A 19,758-nucleotide genomic window follows, 5' to 3' on the forward strand; every position below is an offset into this window, starting at 1 on the left:
GATTCGATCCCTCTTGATTTGGAGCTAGCCAAGTCGAAAGTATGAGTGGTGCTAATTTGCAATCCGCTTCTATTACCCAAACTCAACTGGGTAACACCAATATGAGTGGTGCCAAGTATGTGAGTAATGTTGACTGGACTGGTACTCGCGTCAAAGGTCTTGTATTGGAGGATGGAACCGCAATCGATTCCGATGGCGACTGGTAAGACTGTTGTTGGTTGAGAATCAATGCGATTTTATCTGCATCTTAGCTTTTTTGTCGCCCCGTCAGCAACAAACCACTGGTCAGCCATAAAATAAAGACAAATCAATAAAAGGGGGTGTTTATGACAACCCAACTCGGTGAAGCTAAATCTTCAACAGAACTGGTAATATCTTGGGAAGCATTGCCCGCAGATTTTCACCTAGAGGATGAACCAGTGGAAAATACAGGTCAGCCACTATTGGCTGGTGCTTTGCGCGAAAGCCTTGAGATAAGTGGTTTCATCCAACCGCAGATGTTGATAGCCTCAAATTTTGGACTTTGTGCGACGGTAAACGGACAATTTGTTGCTAAAGCACCCGACTGGGTTTATGTGCCATCAGTAAATCAGGTTTTAGGAGAACGCAAAAGCTATACACCCAATTTAGATGGAGATATTCCAGCAATTGTGATGGAATTTCTCTCTGACGCTGAGAGTGGAGAATACTCTTTTAAACGAACCTATCCACCAGGAAAATGGTTTTTTTACGAGCAGATTCTTCAAGTCCCAATTTATGTAATTTTTGACCCAAATGGCGGTTTGTTGGAATTTTACCAACTCGAAAACAGGCGCTATGAGTTAAAGCAACCTGATGAAAATGGTCGCCATTGGATTGATTCAATGGGTTTATTTTTAGGAACTTGGCAAGGAACAAAAGAAGCCAGAACTGCTTATTGGTTGCGCTGGTGGGATGAGGGAGGTAATTTGTTACTTTGGGCAGTGGAACAAATTGAACAGGAACGTCAGCAAAAAGAACGGCTAATTGCCTATTTACAATCTCAAGGTATTGATCCAAATAATTTGCCTTAGCATATACAAATAAAATTTTAAGTATTTGAGTGATTCAGTTTAAGCAAATAAGTGCTACAACCGTTACATCTACAAAGAGTGGAGCGTCATACAGAAATTCAAGCACGGGTGAAAAAGCTACTCGCAGAGAAAAAAGCACGAGAGAAAAAAAATAAGTTTTTGCTGAATCAAAAGCCAGAATTATTCGTCATTTAAACTATCAATTCCCTACTTAATTTCTCCTGGAGGATGATTTATGTCATCACAAATGCTGCGGTTGATATCTTTGGGCAGTCTTGGCTTATCTTTGTGTCTGGGCAATTCGGCAGCAATGGCGCAATATGATTCTACTGGCGATGGTGTAGTAGTACCAACAGTACCATCAGACGGCACATCAGCACCAGTCCCAATAGACACATCGACAGGTGTACCACCTTCACCCTCAGCTGATGGTACAACTCGGTTTACCTGTCAAACTTATAATGGACAGTACACTGTCATGTATCAGCCACAAAGTCAACCAGGACAATTCTTTGCTTGGGCAGCGCCTGCGGCTTTAGGTGGTGGTTGGGACGCACAAAGACGTTGTACAGCAATTGCTAGTCGCTTGGAACTTTATCGCCCGGATGGTTTACAAGAACTTCAGACATCCGTAGAAAATAACGAAAATACTGTCTGCGTCACAACTGATGCTAATCCAACCTGTAGAATTGTGCTGACAGTCCCCCCTGGAAAAGATCCTGTTGTTATCCGCAATAGCATTTTTCAGAACTTGACTACTGCTGACAGCGGACAACAAACTATAGCCGTTAACACTTATGGCGATCGCAGTAGTGGAGGCAACGAATTATATAATTTAGGACGCACACTTCTAGGTAGTGGCAATAATCGGGTTAGTTCATCTAAAAGTGGGATTAATCTGAAACCTTTCCTCGATCGTCAAGATGGCGGTACTGGAAACAATTTGCGGAGTGGAGTAGCAATTCGTCGTCAGTCTCAACCTAACAGTGTTCGTCTAAGCCCTGGTAAGTTCCGGTAAGCAAGAGTGGCTTTTAATACAAAATGACTTTCAAATAAAAAATATCCAACTACTTATTGTGTGGCGGGCATCTTGTCCGCCTTTTTTTATGGGCGTAAAATTCCTGCCCCCCGGACTTCTTCGAGAAGTCGGGGATCTAAATCCAGCTGTATATTCTGAAGGCAACTCAATACCAAATATTTCTTCTTTTAACCTTTTGCTAGCAGTTTCTTAACGTTGCTGAGATAACTTGAGGTTGCTGAATATGGATTAATACTAATAAAAACCGTAGCTTTGTTGACTAAAAAATAGTTTTTTTGATAGTGATATTACGATTGTCAATGTGACTTGATTATGTTTGCAAATTATTACTGAACATCAGCTTTTCAGGCGATTTTCAAACAATACAAAATAAATTGAAGGAGACGTTGTTAATGGCTTTGACACAAGGCGATATTGCTTTTATCTCTTTCAAAACTTCCCAAAATATTACGATTACCAACACTACGCTCCTTGGGAAACTTGAGAGCGATCGTTTGAATCTGCTCGTGTCCATCTAAATTGTTTATCAAAAAAAACTCTGCGTCCCCGCGTTAGCCCTAATAATAAGTATTCGACCGGACTTGATATAACGCAGAAACGCCCACTCCCCACTCCCCATTCCCAATATCTAGAATCTATCTCACAATTAAACATGGTAACTACTAATACAATTCGCTTTTCTCAGTTCAATGCTTCCCTGAATCGGAACGCTGAAGGTCAGTTAGTCAGTGATTTGTCTACTCCTGACAATGCTCAAGCAAAGGCAGTTGCAGAAATCATCCAGCGTTATAACCCGGATGTGTTGCTAATTAACGAGTTTGACTCTTCGCCGCAGGCAGTTCAACTATTCCGGCAAAATTACCTAGCCGTCAGCCAGAATGGTTCAACTCCCGTTGACTACCCTTACTTTTACATCGCTCCTTCCAATACGGGTATTGCCTCTGGTTTTGACTTAAACAACGACGGTACAGTAGTTACAACCCCAGGTGCAGCCGGATACGGCGATGATGCTTTCGGATTTGGGAATTTCCCTGGTCAATACGGGATATTGCTGCTGTCTAAATATCCCATCGACACTGCCAACATCCGCACCTTCCAAAACTTCCTTTGGAAGGATATGCCCAATGCTTTGCTTCCCGACGAGCCGACAACACCACAGCCAAATGATTGGTATTCTGAGGAGGAATTGGCAGTTCTACGCCTTTCTTCTAAAAGTCACTGGGATGTACCCATCCAGGTAAACGGCGAGACAATTCACATCCTCGCCAGCCACCCCACACCCCCAACCTTTGATGGTGCGGAAGACCGCAACGGTAAGCGTAACCACGACGAGATCCGCTTTTGGGCAGACTACATAACCCCTGGTAATGCTAATTACATTTATGATGACGAGGGTAAAATAGGCGGTATTGATGCTGGATCAAGCTTTGTGATTGTCGGCGACCAAAATGCAGATCCTTTGGATGGTGATAGTTTTGACAACGCTATTCGCCAACTCTTGCAAAATCCCAATATCAATACTAATGTCATCCCTACCAGTCTGGGTGCGCGCCAACAAGCAGATTTGCAGGGTGGTGCAAACGCTAGCCAAAAGGGTAATCCTAGCTTTGACACCGCAGACTTTGCTGATAATACTCCCGGAAACCTACGGACTGACTATGTGCTACCTTCCGCTGACCTGAAAATTGCCAACTCAGGAGTATTTTGGCCTCTAAATACTGATTCAACGTTTCCCTTGGTAGGTACTTTTCCTTTCCCCAGTTCTGACCATCGCTTGGTGTTTGCAGATGTGCAAACCGAAGCAACGGAACCAGGTAAAACCATTCCCAATGTAAGATTTGTGGGACAAACTACCTTTGTTACTGGCTTTATTCCTGCTGGCGCGGCGGGAACTGTGAATGGAACACCGACTCCACTAGGGGGACTATCTGGTGTCACCTACGATGCAGTTAACAACCGCTACTATGCAATCTCAGACGATCGCTCCCAAGTTGCCCCTGCTCGCTTTTATACCTTTACTGCCACCGATTCCGGGGTGAATTTTACTAATGTCACCACCTTGAAAGATACCAACGGCAACTTTTTTGCAACCAACAGCCTTGACCCAGAAGGTATTGCTTTTAGCAACAAAGGTACAGTCTTCATCTCTTCCGAAGGCGAAGTAAACCCTGGTGCTGGTCGTGTTACCAATCCCTTTATTAAAGAGTTTTCGCTGACCACAGGGCAAGAAGTACGCTCACTATTTGTCCCCAGCAAATTCCTGCCAGTAGTAGAAGATACCAACAGCAACGGTATTGTAGATGCAGGTGATACGCAGATATCAGGCGTTTACAATAACTTAGCCTTTGAAAGCCTCACCATTACACCCGATGAGAAAACCTTATTCACCGCCACCGAAAACGCGCTGTCCCAAGATGGATTAAAGGCTTCGCTCACCAGTGGCAGCCGTTCCCGGATTCTGCAATACAATCTGGTTAGTGGACAACCAGAAAAAGAATACCTCTATATTACTGATGCAATACCCGAATCGCCCAACCCTAGCACAGGTTCAGCTGACAATGGTTTGGCAGATTTATTAGCGATCGATAATCGTGGCACTGTCCTAGCGTTGGAACGCTCCTTTGCTCAAGGTGTAGGCAACACGATCAAAATCTACGAAGTTTCTTTGCAAGGTGCAACTGACATTAGCTTCTACAATTCTCTCAATAATTTGAGTACAGAACAACTAGCTACTATCAAACCTGCTCAAAAGCGCTTACTGTTGAATTTAAATGACTTAAACTTGCCTAACGGTACAGATAACATCGAGGGTATTACCTTTGGCCCAAAACTAGCAAATGGTAGCCAGTCGATTGTGCTGGTAAGTGATAACAACTTCAATCAAAGCCAATTTACCCAAATCCTCACTTTGAATGCAGACTTAGTTCCAACTGCTGCACCCAGAGTAGAAACTCGTCCCGATTTATTGGACGATGAAACCCTACCAGTGGATCAACGTGCCGATGCTGATGATCCTGCTATCTATGTGAACGCCACAAATTCTGCCGAGAGCCTAGTATTGACGTCAGTCAAAAATGCTGGACTGCGAGTTTATGACTTGTCTGGTAATTTGTTGCAAACAGTTAATCCTGGTGGTATTCGCTACAATAATATTGACTTGCAATACGGTTTTCAATTAGGCAATCAATCTGTTGATATTGCCGTAGCTAGCGATCGCGGCAATGATAAACTAGCAATCTTCAAAATTAACCCCAACACCCCCGGACAATACTTGGAAGATATCACCGATAGCAACATTGGTACTATCTTCCAAGCATCACCTTTTGAACCTCCCTATTCCGCATCAACTCGCAGTTCTTATGGACTTACCTTATACCGTAGCCCCATAACTAATGATTACTATGTCTTTACCAGTCGCCGACAAACTGGAGATATAGCTCAGTTCAAATTGATTGACAAAGGTAATGGCAAAATTGGATCTGAACTGGTGCGGGAGTTCACCATTCCCTCGCCCACGGCAGCAGGGCGTTCTTCCCAAACAGAGGGTATGGTGGTTGACCAAGAAACCGGTTTTCTCTACATAGCCCAAGAAGATGTGGGCATTTGGAAATTCCAGGCAGAACCGGACGGTAGCACAACAGGTAAGCTGATTGATCGCGTTCGTTTTGAGGGTGGTTCTCACCTCACCGATGACGCCGAAGGCTTGACCATCTACTACGGCAAAAACGGTACAGGCTACCTGCTAGCATCCAGCCAAGGTGATAGCACCTTTGTTACTTACACTCGTGAAGGTAACAACGAATACGTGGGTAACTTTGCCATTGGTAACAATGGGTCAATTGACAGCGTGCAAGAGTCAGATGGTGCCGATGTCATTAACGTGCCACTGGGGCCTAACTTCCCATTTGGTTTATTTGTCACCCAAGACGGCTCCAATGAACCTGCCAAGACAATCAATGGCGAAAACGTCAACTCTAACTTTAAGCTGGTGCCTTGGGAGAATATAGCCAATTCCTTCCCCAATTCTCTAAATATCGACACCACTAGTTACGATCCTCGCAATCCTGTTGCCCAACCCAAGCTGACTATCTATGAATTTGAAAACCTACCGAAATTAGGTACAACCTCTGAAAATCAAGATATTTTCTTGGGTGGTTTTTCTGGATTGTATTTCCAAGGGTTTGCAGCAAATGGCAACCTGAAATTTTTCACCAACACAGACCGTGGCCCCAATGGAGAATCTAATGGTTCAAACAGACCATTTTTCTTACCCGACTTTCAGCCAGAAATAGTCAGCTTTGAACTCAACCGCACTACAGGTGAAATCAGCATTACTAACAGAACAAAGCTATTTCACCAAGATGGAACGACGCCATTAACGGGACTGCCTAACCTACAAGGTGTAGCAAACGGTTTAGCCTACACAGATGAAATTGCCGTTGACTTAGACAACAAGGTTCTAGCTAACGATCCTTTGGGCGCTGACTTAGAGGGAATTGTAGTTGCAGAAAATGGTGATTACTGGCTGGTAGATGAGTACCGTCCTTCCATCTACCACTTTGATACTAATGGAAAGCTGATTGAGCGCTTTATCCCTCAAGGAACTGCCACAGCACCCAACCCACATCAACCTGTGGGAACTTTTGGCACAGAGGTATTGCCAACGGTTTATGCCCAACGCCGCAATAACCGAGGATTTGAAGCTGTCGCACTAGAAGGTAATAAATTATATGCCTTTATTCAGAGTGCGATCGATAATCCAGATGTCGCCAATGATGCGACTTCTAAAGCTTCTCTCAACCTGCGAATTCTGGAGTTTGATATTGTCAGCAAGCAAGTAACAGGAGAGTATTTATATCGTCTAGAAGGTCTACCAGGAACCGATAAGATTGGCGATGCAGTTTCCTTGGGTAACGGCAAATTTGCAGTAGTTGAGCGAGATGACAATGCTATATCTGCTGGCAATAAATTAATTTACCAAATTGATTTAGCTGGAGCAACCAACATCAACAACCCTGCTAACTTTACCTTGCCAGTTGGTAAAACTATTGAACAACTGACCTCTGCGGAGTTAACTGCTGCCAATATTACCCCTGTCAGCAAGAGTTTAATTGCTAATGCTGCTCAGTTAGGTTATACCGGGGTGGAAAAATTAGAAGGTCTAGCATTGGTAGCACCCAATACTCTAGCCTTGATTAACGACAACGACTTCAACATTACGGGTAATACGGCTGCTGAAAAACTCAGTATTCTCGAATTACCCAATAATCTGACAACTGTACAACCTACTTTTCCGAACGGTTTTGGTTCTAGCAACAGCGATACTGTCAATCTTGAGCCAGGACAATTCTTTAGTGCAGGTGACGGAGCAGACTTTGTAGAAGGCGCTCCAGATAACAAAATCCTGGCTGGAAACGGTGATGACACAGTGCTTGCAGGCAGTGACTCTTCAATTTTCGGGGAAGATGGTAGCGATCGCATATTTATTGGTCAAAATGGCTCGGTTCAAAATACCAGTGCCGATGGTGGCAGTGGTGATGATGTTATTACTGTGGTAGAAGCCAGTGGTAGTAATAATTTGTTTGGGGCGACAGGTGATGATAATCTCACGGTAATTGAAGGTTCTCGTCAATCATTATTCGGTGGCTCAGGTAACGACACCCTCACGAGTAACGGTAGCAATAACCGTCTCTACGGTGGTTCTGGAGATGACAGACTCTTCTCTAATGTCAATGACTCCCTGTTTGGTGGCGATGGTGATGATGTGCTATTTGCTGGTCAAAGGGGTAGTAATAGCATCACTGGTAATACTGGTGTCGATCAATTCTGGATTGCTAACGCCAGTCTGCCAATTAGCAAGAATATTGTGACTGATTTTACAGTTGGCATTGATAAAATCGGGCTGGGCGGTATTGGTGTTACTCAGTTTAGTGCCCTGACACTATTGCAACAGGGTAGTGATACGATCGTGAAAATCGGAAATACCGAGTTAGTTTCATTGCTAGGAATTACATCAACTAGGCTCACAGCAAATGACTTTGTTTTCTCTGTCAGTGTTGTAGGTTAAATAACTAATTAGTCGGACATGATATAAGTTTCCATTATGCTTTTGTTATTCGGCACGCAAAACATTTAAAAGCTTGCTGTCCTGAAAGATTGTCATAGTACTTTTGGTCAATCAAGACATTAGCTGCTTCATAGTATGGTGTGCCTAAATCTTGAGCCATTTGTTGTTGGGAACCAAACCAATTAGGCACAAAAATAGTATCTTCTCGAATTCCCTCCCAAAGCAATGCTGTGCCTTTGATCGATCCTCTGGGACTTTCGACAATAATCTCATCACCATTTTCAATACCAGCAGTTTGCGCGGTTTTTGGGTGAATTTGTACTAAGCGAACACCATTTTTTTGCTTGCCTGTGTAAGTCCAGTGAGTAACAGAATGAAAATGAACTATACTAGACCTGCCAGTAGTCCCCATTAGTGGGTACTTTTTATGTATTTCACTAGTTGAAAGTTTTCCCAACTTCACATTGTGAGTCAGTGCGTGGGGATTCACCGGATTTTTTACTAGTTCTGCTAGATACTCGATTGTAGGATTTCTACCTGTAACTTCTGGGTGGGTATAGAAAATAGGTAATGCAGAGTGTCCTGCTTTTGTCAACTGCTTTTGTAACTGTGAAGTGTAGATTTCCACTTTTCCACTAGGAGTTAGAAATCGCTTACCAATATTATCAACATTGAGGCTTTCTGCGGCCTGATACCAAGACGAACGATCCAGATAAAGAGTGCTGACACCAGGATGATCTACTGTTGGGCAAGGCCAACGTAAGGGTTCGGTGCGTTCACTCAGCCTTTGTTGAGTCATACCAGCCATGCCTGGAGTGTTCGCCACAAAAGTTGCCCACAGATGGCGGTAGTCTTTCCACGCTAAAGGAAAGTTGTCCTGCCAGTATTGCGGTGGATTACGTTTGTCTAATTTAGCTGTGGCGTGTGCTAATTCAATCCAAATGTGCCAATCTGGTTTTGATTCACCTACAGGCGCAACTACTTGTTGTTGCCAACGAATTGCCCTATCGTCTCGTCGCATATAAACAGTTTCCATCTCAAAACCACTGGTGACGGGCAAGATGATGTCGGCATAATAAGCCGATTCCTCCATAAATAATCCCGTGTAAACATAAAATTCTAATTGGCGGTAAGCCTGTTGTACTTTAGTTGTGTTGGAACAAGCTAGCAGAGGATTGCCTTGAGTTATGAGTGCTTTGAGTTGATAAGGTTGACCGGAGATGATAGCTTCGCTAAGATAATCCGGCCCAACTGGTAAAGCTATATCTTTTTTAGGTATTTTGCCTTGAATCGGTGGTAGATTTAATCCCCCTGGCCAAGTGTTGTGCATAAAATTGCAGCCACCACCAGGAATACCAATATTGCCCGTAATCGCCGCCAAGAATGCCAGACAGCGGTAAGTATCAAAAGCATTCAGTTGATGGGAAATGCCTGCATTGCAGAAAATGGCAGCAGGCTTGGTTTTAGCATAAGTTTCAGCTATAAATTTGATTTTTGATACTGGAACATCCGTAATTTCTGCCGCCCATTCTGGTGTGTAATTATTGCTCTTGAGGTGTTTTTTGAGTTCTTCAAAACCCAGCACCCACTTTTGTACAAAAGCAGCATCATATAAGTTATGAGTAACTATGTGGTAAAGCATTGCTAAGACTAAAGCCAAGTCTGTGTGTGGTTTGGGTGCAATCCACTCATCAGCTTGCGCTCCTGTGGGAGTTAAGCGTGGGTCGATGACTACTAATTTGGCTTTGGTTTTCGCTCGGCTTCTCAAAAGGTAAGTAAAGGTAACAGGATGAGTTTCTGCTTGATTCGTACCCAAAAACAGGAAAAATTTAGCTGAGCCTAAGTCTTCTTTTTTAGTCGCGCCATCAATCCCGTAACCATTGGTAAAATTGCCTAATCCAAATGTCCAAGCCAAGGCATTCCCACCAGCATCGTTACATACAGGCCCGACATCAGTATCGTTGGGACTGCCCAACAAATTGAAATAGCGTCCGACCAAAGAACCTGTTCCCCGTGGTAATCTACCAGAAGTTTTATTCGCGATCGCTCTAGCTTCTCCAGCATCTCTAAGTGCCAAGAACTTGCTGGCGATGATTGAAAGAGCTTCATCCCAAGAAATCTGCTCAAATTGTGAATCTGGTGAACCTTTCTCTCCTGCAACCCGCTTCATCGGGTATTTTAGCCGAAAGCGATTGTAGACTAGCTCAGTCATCATTGGCCCCTTGATGCAAAAACCACCAGCCTGTACTGGATCGTCCGGTTCACCTAAGACATCTACGATCCGTCCGTCTTTGACATGAACTTTCAGACGACACAGAGAATTACAAAATTGGCAAGCACTATTAACAATCTTGTCTGGCTGTAAGGCTGCTGATTTCTCGGTAAAGTCAAATTCAGTGCTTTGAGAAGGAATCTCTCCGCAATACACTTCACTTGCTGCATCTGCTGCATCTGCCACATCTTTTTTTAGTAACTCAACTCCAGTAACCGCAGCTGTGCTAATGGCTACTCCTTGGAGAAAACTACGCCGTGAGGTCTTTTTCCTGCTCTTTGATGTCATGGAGATAGTCTCCTTATTATTTCGCACTGACTACAGCTTTTCACAAAAACATAGCAAAGTCGGCTTTTTATTAAAAACTAAATACTTGGGCAATTTAATCACTAACATAGAAGTGCAAAAAAAATTATATTATCAGAAATATACACAAAATTTTTGACAACACATTAAGCAAAAGATTGCAATACAACATTTCTTAACCAGTCCACAATTTTTTCACAACTTTTGCTATGTATGTTAATTAACATGCAATTAAATTTGTTAATTTTGATACCTTAATCCTCTAGTGAGATGTCAATTATAGTGGTTGATATTTAATAGTTCAGACTCAACAAGTTTACAAGTCAACTACATCTCTAGATGTCTAGAACTACAAATTTTGCCCTAATAATACAGCAGAATACAGAATTCAGAATGGGCTACGCCCCGCTGCGCTAACAGGAGTAAAACACGCTTTATTCCTGGGTAACAGACTTAGCTTGTGTACCTCACTAATTTGAATTCTGCTGTATTACTTTTTTGATTCCACTAGAGCGAAGACCATCTCAACAATTAAACACAGGGAGATTCTCTTTCATGGCTAAGAACGTCATTATTATGATTGGGGATGGTATGGGCTGGGAAATGGCTCGTGCTGCGTCCATCTACAAAGAGATTCAAAATGGTAAGACAGGTGCTAATCTGAGTGATTTTTATACACAAGGTAAGGGTCAAGGACTCAACTTTCAAACACTCCAAGGCTACGGTTTGGCAACCACCTATGGGACAACGATCGCTGATAGTAATGGAGTTTTTGGTAATGGGAATTCCGCTCTTGACGGTACTAATCCGATCACAGGAGAAAGCCCGGTTCGCCCTGGTTTCACCTTTGATCCAACTTTTAACCCAGGTAATACCCCAACAGGTGGTGCAAAAGTTAGTGATGGTGCTGTTGGAAATCTAGTAGGTTATGACCCTACCAGAGGTGGTGTTAATCCTTGGACTCCTGGTAACGATCCTGAATATATTAAGTACAGCTATCCTGACTCTGCAAACACCGCGACAACTCTGTACACTGGCGTCAAGAGCTACAACAACGCTGTTGGCGTTGATATTTTTGAGAATCCTCTAGAAACAATTCTCAAAACTGCAAACGAAGTTGGTAAATCTACTGGTTTGGTAACTTCAGTTCCCATTGACCACGCCACACCTGCTGCTGCTGCTGCCAACGTTAACCGTCGCAGCAAGTATGATGCTGACTATCCGGCATTAGACAACATCCTGCAACAGCAACTCCGTGTCTATCAACCGACGGTATTACTTGGTGGTGGACACCCACTTTCAGCTCCTGGAGACTTACTACCAGCAGGAGTTGAGCCGAATAGGAGCAATGAATATATTAGTCAATCTACCTACACAGAACTTAGCACTAAACCAACTAATAACATCTACGATTACACCTTTTTGGAGCGGGGTGAAAATGCCGCACAGAAACTAGCTGAAACTGCGGCGACAATCGATCCAGAAAAAGGCGATCGCCTCTTCGGTCTATACGGTGCGCGTGGTCAAAATGGTAACTTGCCTGTAAGTTCTGCCAACGGCGACTACAGCACCACTGGTTTAGATATGTTCAGCGTTTTCACTAACCAAGGTGATAACACCAAAGTGGACACCACACGTCCACTGCTTCCTGGAGAGACGGATGCATCTTTCATTGCCAAAGAGGTTAACGAAAACCCAACTCTCAAAGACTTGACAAGTGCTGCATTAGATGTATTAGCTAAAGACCCCGATGGTTTCTGGTTGATGGTTGAGGGTGGCGATATCGATTGGTCTGCCCATGATAACAACATGGACAATTTGATCGGCACCACCTTGGACTTCGATAAGGCAGTTGGATCTACGATTGACTGGATCGAAAAAAATGGTGGTTGGGAAGAAAACCAACTTATCGTTACTGCTGACCACGATCACTACCTGACTCTTGATGGTGACTTTCCGACTTTAGTAAAAAATCAAAGTGCTGAAGCATTAACTAATTTGGATACCCCAGCAGAAGTTGGACACTACTGGGGGTCAGATCCCACTGTCAAGTATGGTTGGGGAACTCACACTAACCGTCCGGTACCTGTTTACTACCAAGGTGCTGGTTCTGAAGTATTAAATAGCTTGGTAGGTAAAGGTTATAACGCCTACGGTTCTGATATTCCAGGAATTGCAGGTTTAAACGATCAAACCCACATCTACCAAACGATGTTTGCCTCAATAGTGCCAAAAGTTGAGTTAGTAGGCTTTGCCTCATTACCTGCTGATACTTTTATTGATGGGCCTGCTTCTGGCGAAGACGTTTCAGCGAATGGTAGAACCGGGCCTTTCCCAGGACAGCCAATACAAGGCTTTAGTGGTGTTCAATTTGCTAACAACAACTCTTTCTACTTCCTGTCAGATAACGGTTACGGTAGCAAAGATAATAGTGCAGATTTTCGATTGCGAATCAATCGTCTAGACCCAAATTTTAAGGGAACAGAAAATGGAGACGGCAGCGTTAAAGTTTTAGACTATATTCAACTGTCTGACCCTAACCACAAAGTTCCTTTTGGAATTGTTAACGAAGGAACTAATGACAGATTACTAACTGGTGCAGACTTTGATGTAGAGTCATTCGTCTTTGATAAAGATGGGACAATCTGGATTGGAGACGAGTTTGGCCCCTACTTGCTGCATTTTGATGCCACTGGTAAGTTATTAGAGGCTCCCATTGCTACACCCGACCAATTCAAAACATTAGATGGAGAAGCACCTAAAGTTATTGGTCACAGAGGTGCAAGTGGCTATCGTCCAGAACACACCTTAGAGTCTTATAAGCAAGCAATAGAGCGCGGCGCTAACTTCATTGAACCTGATTTGGTTGTGACAAAAGATGGTGTGCTAATTGCCCGCCATGAGCCAGCGTTAGCAGTTTTAAATGCTGATGGCACTGTCAATTTCAACAACACAACCACAGATGTTTACAAACATCCAGAGTTTGCCGATCGCAAAAAAACAGTAAGTTTAGATGGAAACACAATTACAGGTTGGTTTGCTGAAGATTTCACCTTAGCTGAAATCAAGACTTTACGAGCAGAAGAACGTTTATCTTTCCGCGATCATTCCTTTGACGATAAATTTGAGATTCCTACTCTTACAGAAATCATCAATTTAGTTAAAGATGTAGAAGCCGACACAGGTAAAAAGATTGGCATCTACCCAGAAACTAAGCATCCGACCTATTTGGTCGATGAAGCCACTTATGTAGGCACTACGGACAAAATACACAGAAACATCAGTCAGTTACTCATCGATACGCTCAAAGCAAATAACTTCACTGACCCAAGTCGCATCTTCATCCAGTCCTTTGAAGTGAGTAACCTCAAAGAACTGCACGATCGCATTATGCCTGCGGCAGGAGTGGATATTCCACTTGTCCAACTTCTAGATGCCAGTGACATTGATATCAACGGTAAGATTATCGAGAGTCAGCCTTATGATTTGAAAGTCAGTGGTGACACTCGCACTTATGGCGACTTGCGAACTCCAGAAGGTTTAGCTGAAGTTGCCACTTATGCTGATGGCATTGGCCCTTGGAAGCGGATGATTGTTAGTGTCAAAGGTACTGATGCTAATGGCGATGGCAAGGCAGATGATGTCAATGGGGATGGGGTAGTAAATGAGGCTGATCAAACGACGTTACCTGCCTCAACCTTAATTCAAGATGCTCACAACGCTGGTTTGCAGGTTCATCCTTACACCTTCCGGGCGGAAGATCAGTATTTAGCAGCAGATTACAAAGGCAAGCTAGAGCTAGAAATTCAGCAGTTCTATCAATTAGGTGTAGATGCGCTATTTACAGATTTCCCAGATATCGGGGATAAAGTACGGGATCAACTCAGAGACGATCCTCAGTATAATGTAGTGCGATCGCCACAAAACCCCGATGTACTTTCAGGAGATGCTTTTGCTAACTTGGCTAGCTCCAAAGGTTTTGAAGGCGGAGCAATCAACGCCAGCAAAACTAAGCTTTACTTCCTCCTAGAAGGTACAGTTCAAGGTGATACTCCTGGTGCTTTGCGGATTAACGAATTTGATTTAGCCAGCCACAAATACAGCGAGCAGTTACGTTACTACAGATTGGATAATCCGTCAAATTCCATCGGGGATTTAGCAGTCATTAATGATAATGAGTATCTAGTCATTGAACGGGATAACAATCAAGGGGCTGCGGCTAAATTTAAGAGGGTCTACAAAATAGACTTGTCTAAAACAGATTCTAATGGCTATGTCGCTAAAGAAGAAGTTGCAGATTTGTTAAATATCCAAGACCCCAATGACCTCAATGGAGATGGCAAAACTAACTTTGACTTCCCCTTTCAAACAATTGAAAATGTTTTAGTTGTTGACAAAAATACCATTTTGGTAGCTAATGACAACAACTATCCTTTCTCAACAGGTCGTCCTGGGAACGATCCTCAAAATCCAGTTATAGACAACAATGAGATTCTAGAACTGAAGTTAGAGAAGCCCCTTAACCTTGCTCCTGGCTTAGGTCAACCTCAAGCTGAAGAAATTAAATTTGGCTCTAATAGCAGCGATGATATTACCGTTCAGCCCAATCAAACCTTATTCACAGGTGACGCAGCAGATTTTGTAGAGGGTACTAAAGGTAACACAATTGTGACTGGGAATGGTGAAGACACTGTGGTAGTCGGTAGTGATTCCTCGGTGTCCACAGGGAACGATAACGATCAAGTCTTAATTGGCGCAAATAGCCCTGCTAACAACACTAATGCTGATGGTGGTGCTGGTGATGATGAAATTACCGTAGTAGAAGCCAATGGTACTAATAATTTACTTGGGGCAGCAGGTAATGATACTTTGACAGTTGTTGAAGGTTCGCGTCAATTATCCTTCGGTGGCTCAGGTAACGACACTCTCAAGAGTCAAGGTAGCAATAACCGTCTCTACGGTGGTTCTGGCGATGACAAACTCTTCTGTGGTGTGAATGATTCGCTATTTGGTGGCGATGGCGATGATGTGCTATTTGCTGGACAAGGGGGTGGCGATCGCCTCAGTGGTGGTGCTGGTATTGACCAATTCTGGATTGCTAATACCAGTCTGCCAATTAGCAAGAATATCGTGACTGACTTTGCGATCGGCATTGATAAAATCGGGCTTGGCGGTGTTGGTATCGCTCAATTTAGTGCTTTAACATTGTTGCAACAGGGTAATGATACTATCGTGAAAACTGGAAATATAGAGTTGGCTTCGTTGCTGGGAATTACAGTAACTAGCCTTACAGCAAATGATTTTGTTTTTTCTGCGAGTATCGTTTAGCCAAAAGATGATTACAGCTTAGATTCAACATTCATTCATTAGTTAAGCTGTAGCGATTTTGCTAATGCGGGGGAATCATATTCCCTCGCTTTTTATATCTATTAGTAATTTTGTATTTAAAAATTATTTTACTTTTTGTCCGAAATCTTAACTTGTTTATAACTTTCCTTAAACATTGAAAAACTATCTTTTGAAACAGTAACCAAAGTTAAGTTCATTTAATTGTCTGCACTAGTTTGTGTGGACACTAAGCATTTTGTCGGCAAATACTACTTAGGTTTCTGTAGCCAATAGTTTTTCGCTTGGCTTGAGTGTAATTAATCGCTCAGTCTATAGACACACAATTGCTGCGTAGGCGTAGCCAGCCGTAGGCATCGCTCGTAGCTCATAATACTTAAGGAGTAATCGGTATGGCTGATACAAATGGCAACGGTAGAAATGTGATTATTTTTGTTGCAGATGGATTGCGTAACGGTTCTGTAAACCCCATTGATACCCCAACTTTATATAGCATCCGTCAGCAAGGAGTTAGTTTCGCCAATAGTCATTCGCTGTTTCCGACATTTACCACTCCGAATGCTGCTGCGATCGCCACGGGGCATTATCTTGGTGATACAGGCGACTTTAGTAACACTATCTACACTGGTTTTCCTAGTCCTAATGCCAATGGTAGTGTCACACCATTCATCGAAAATGATGCGGTTCTGGGGGATATCGATGAAAAGTTTCCCGGTAACAACTTTTTAGATGAAGAGTCACTTCTAGCTTACGCGCGATCGCAGGGTTTCAACACCGCAGCAGTTGGTAAATTAGGGCCAGTTGCGATCCAAGATGTTACACAAGTTAACCGAGAAGGTGGTACTACGGGTACTATTCCTACTCCCGATACAATAATTATTGATGACACTACAAATGGTGCAACACCGCCGACTACAGCCGCTGGTTCACCTTCTGGTGTTCCACTCGATCCAGATATTGTCAATCGCTTACAAGCCGCTGGTCTAGATGTAAAACCGACACCGCGAGTCCAGCCAGCTGGTAACAACACAACTCCAGGAACCCTGAATGCCAATGTGGCTCAACAACAATACTTTGCAGATGCCACAACCAAGGTAATTATACCCAAGTTTCAGGAAGATGCTAAACCATTTGCATTGGTGTACTGGTCAAGAGATCCTGATGGTAGTCAACATAATCAAGGTGATAGCTTAAACACCTTGACACCAGGTATTAATGGCCCTACTCCCAAAGCTGGGGTGAAAAATGCTGATGATAATTTAAAGCAACTTCTTGACTATCTCAAAAGTACAGGTTTAGACAAGACTACTGATGTCTTTATTACTTCCGACCACGGTTTTTCTACTATCAGCAAACAAGCTATTGATAGCCAAGGCACAAAAACTACAAGTTATGCTGCCACCCAAACTTATGCAGGCGTAAATCCAGGATTTTTACCCGCAGGCTTTGTGGCGATTGATTTGGCTCACGATCTAGGTCTACCCTTATACGATCCTAACCCTACAACTCTTCCCCCAGACCTGAACCACATCCAGTATGCCACTGTTGATGCTACACAAGGTCAACGTCCTATTTCTGGAAATGGTGTAATTGGAGGTACAGGTCAGGTAATTAATGGCCAACTTGACCCAGCTACAAAGATAGTTGTAGCTGCCAATGGTGGTTCTGACCTGATTTATCTGCCTAATGGCAATGCTGATTTAGCTAAACAGGTAGTGAATTTGCTTTCGCAAAAAGACTACATCAGTGGTATTTTTGTAGACGATGCTTATGGAAACATCCCAGGTGCTTTACCTCTGAGTGCGATCGGGCTAAAAGGTGATGCTCAAACACCAGTTCCATCTATAGTTATCAACTTTAAAACCTTTAGCACCGACCTAAATAACCCAAACAACCCTCAAGCTCAAGTAGAAATTGCTGATACAACTTTACAGCAAGGGCAGGGGATGCATGGCAGCTTTGGCCGAGGTGATACCTTCAATAATATGGAGGCTATTGGCCCTGATTTTAAACAAGGTTATGTGGACTATGCACCCGTCAGTAATGCTGATGTAACACCTACACTTGCTCGTATTTTAGGGTTAGAAATTCCCAGTAATGGCGATTTGAAAGGTCGTGCCATTACAGAAGCACTGGTGGGAGGCCCGGATGTAGTTCCCTCCACTAAACAAGTCTTGACTTCGGAAGAAACTACTAATGGTCAAGCAACAATTCTGGATTCTCAGAGTGTAGGCAATACTCAGTACTTTACAGCGGCAGGGTTTGATGGTCGCACTGTTGGACTAACAACACTAGACCTTCAATTTGGTTCTACCAGTAGTAATGATCTCACCCTCAAGCCAAATCAAACCTTATTTACAGGTGACGGAGCAGACTTTGTAGAAGGTAATAAAGGTAACACAATCCAGACTGGCAAGGGTGATGATACGCTAGTAGTTGGCAGTAACTCTTCAGTGTCCGCAGGAGACGGTAACGATCAAGTCTTGATTGGCGCAAATAGTCCTGCTAGCAACACTAGTGCCGATGGTGGCAATGATAATGACCAAGTTATTGTAGTTGAAGCCAGTGGTACTAATAACCTGTTTGGAGGCGCGGGTGCTGATACACTGACAGTATTTGAAGGTTTTCGTCAATTATCTTTCGGTGGCTCAGGCAATGACACTCTCAAAAGTGAAGGTAACAATAACCGACTATATGGTGGCTCTGGGGATGACAAACTCTTCTCTAGTATGAATGATTCGCTCTTTGGTGGCGATAGTGATGATGTGCTATTTGCTGGTCAACAGGGTAGTAATAGCCTGAATGGTGGTGCTGGTGCTGACCAATTCTGGATTGCTAACGCCAGTCTGCCAACTAGCAAGAATATTGTGACTGATTTTGCGATCGGAATTGATAAAATCGGGCTGGGCGGTATTGGCGTTACTCAGTTTAGTGCCCTAACCCTATTGCAACAGGGCGCTGACACTATCATAAAAACCGGAAATACAGAGTTGGCTTCATTACTACAACTTACCTCAACTAGCCTGACTGCAAATGACTTCGTTTTCTCTGCTAGTGTTGTGGCTTAGTCTATTCGGCTAGCGCAGCGTGGCAGAAATAACTATCAGTTGAAACAGCGGTTTTCAATTACGTAGACTACAGCAAATAGTTCGTTATTGTGGGGTGGGCATTGTAATGCCCACCCTATTGTCGTTTCGCTGGAGTCAACCTACCTCGAAGGGTTTACATTACTTATTAGTTGCTAAAATCGCTGTATTTTTTCTTCCTCAATGTATTAATTATTCTTATTATCTGAAAATAAGTCTACGTATAGTTAATATTCCCATTGCAAACATCTCTAAAGTTTTAATTTTCAATGAAGATGTAGTGAAACTACCTACGATTTTGAGGAAATAGGTCAGAATAAGAGAACTAAATCTTAGAGTCAGTGCCCTTTCACACAAATATTGTCGGATTGCGGCATAATTTGTTGTCAAATTAGTGTTTTAATATAATTTTAAAGCTAAAAATATAACTATTGAGTCTAAGTGAAAATACTAGGAGTTTAACATATAAAAATGCTTTTTCGGTTTTTATTTTATCTGTTTCTCTAAATACGGAAAATAACAAGCTCATCTTAACTTTAAATACACTCAATTCCTTATTAATCATTGATCTCATAACAATATCGTGCTCG

9 protein-coding genes are annotated in these 19,758 nt (G+C 43.0%); 7 read left to right on the plus strand and 2 right to left on the minus strand.

Annotated features, from left to right (window positions below; all coding sequences use genetic code 11):
- Positions 1-41: 41 nt before the first annotated feature.
- From V7L12_RS06675 to V7L12_RS06690, 4 genes are all read left to right on the plus strand, one after another.
- On the plus strand, positions 42-206 hold the full coding sequence (locus tag V7L12_RS06675; protein ID WP_335083207.1) for a hypothetical protein: 165 nt from the start codon (positions 42-44) through the stop codon (positions 204-206).
- Between the two features lie 120 nt (positions 207-326).
- Positions 327-1,052 (plus strand): Uma2 family endonuclease, encoded by a 726-nt coding sequence (locus tag V7L12_RS06680; protein WP_335083209.1) that lies wholly within the window; start codon positions 327-329, stop codon positions 1,050-1,052.
- 51 nt (positions 1,053-1,103) lie between these two features.
- Positions 1,104-1,247 (plus strand): hypothetical protein, encoded by a 144-nt coding sequence (locus tag V7L12_RS06685; protein WP_335083210.1) that lies wholly within the window; start codon positions 1,104-1,106, stop codon positions 1,245-1,247.
- 40 nt (positions 1,248-1,287) lie between these two features.
- Entirely contained in the window at positions 1,288-2,070 is a 783-nt protein-coding gene (locus tag V7L12_RS06690) for a COP23 domain-containing protein (RefSeq protein WP_335083212.1), read from the plus strand.
- A gap of 410 nt (positions 2,071-2,480) precedes the next feature.
- Here the strand turns inward: V7L12_RS06690 and V7L12_RS06695 are convergent, their stop codons facing one another.
- Positions 2,481-2,621: a hypothetical protein gene (locus tag V7L12_RS06695; RefSeq protein ID WP_334822950.1), complete on the minus strand. Its 141-nt coding sequence runs from the start codon at positions 2,619-2,621 to the stop codon at positions 2,481-2,483.
- Positions 2,622-2,743: 122 nt separating this feature from the next.
- Here V7L12_RS06695 and V7L12_RS06700 point away from each other — a divergent pair, with 122 nt between their 5' ends.
- Complete coding sequence (locus tag V7L12_RS06700) at positions 2,744-8,158, plus strand: phytase (RefSeq protein WP_335083214.1); 5,415 nt, start codon at positions 2,744-2,746, stop codon at positions 8,156-8,158.
- Between the two features lie 34 nt (positions 8,159-8,192).
- Here V7L12_RS06700 and V7L12_RS06705 read toward each other — a convergent pair whose 3' ends face one another.
- Positions 8,193-10,718 (minus strand): molybdopterin-containing oxidoreductase family protein, encoded by a 2,526-nt coding sequence (locus V7L12_RS06705; protein ID WP_335083216.1) that lies wholly within the window; start codon positions 10,716-10,718, stop codon positions 8,193-8,195.
- A gap of 573 nt (positions 10,719-11,291) precedes the next feature.
- On the opposite strand from V7L12_RS06705, the gene V7L12_RS06710 reads away from it, so the two are divergent.
- Positions 11,292-16,064 (plus strand): esterase-like activity of phytase family protein, encoded by a 4,773-nt coding sequence (locus V7L12_RS06710; protein ID WP_335083218.1) that lies wholly within the window; start codon positions 11,292-11,294, stop codon positions 16,062-16,064.
- 410 nt (positions 16,065-16,474) lie between these two features.
- Positions 16,475-19,150 (plus strand): alkaline phosphatase family protein, encoded by a 2,676-nt coding sequence (locus tag V7L12_RS06715; protein ID WP_335083220.1) that lies wholly within the window; start codon positions 16,475-16,477, stop codon positions 19,148-19,150.
- The last annotated feature ends 608 nt before the right edge of the window (positions 19,151-19,758 follow it).

It is taken from the genome of Nostoc sp. (genome assembly GCF_036918245.1).
In the GTDB taxonomy this organism is placed as follows: domain Bacteria; phylum Cyanobacteriota; class Cyanobacteriia; order Cyanobacteriales; family Nostocaceae; genus Nostoc.

What these genes read in the sequence shown, in the direction of transcription:
- V7L12_RS06705 (WP_335083216.1), bottom strand. Translation starts at nt 10,718, where the DNA reads ATGACATCAAAGAGCAGGAAAAAGACCTCACGGCGTAGTTTTCTCCAA.
- V7L12_RS06715 (WP_335083220.1), top strand. Translation starts at nt 16,475, where the DNA reads ATGGCTGATACAAATGGCAACGGTAGAAATGTGATTATTTTTGTTGCA.
- V7L12_RS06700 (WP_335083214.1), top strand. Translation starts at nt 2,744, where the DNA reads ATGGTAACTACTAATACAATTCGCTTTTCTCAGTTCAATGCTTCCCTG.
- V7L12_RS06675 (WP_335083207.1), top strand. Translation starts at nt 42, where the DNA reads ATGAGTGGTGCTAATTTGCAATCCGCTTCTATTACCCAAACTCAACTG.
- V7L12_RS06680 (WP_335083209.1), top strand. Translation starts at nt 327, where the DNA reads ATGACAACCCAACTCGGTGAAGCTAAATCTTCAACAGAACTGGTAATA.
- V7L12_RS06710 (WP_335083218.1), top strand. Translation starts at nt 11,292, where the DNA reads ATGGCTAAGAACGTCATTATTATGATTGGGGATGGTATGGGCTGGGAA.
- V7L12_RS06690 (WP_335083212.1), top strand. Translation starts at nt 1,288, where the DNA reads ATGTCATCACAAATGCTGCGGTTGATATCTTTGGGCAGTCTTGGCTTA.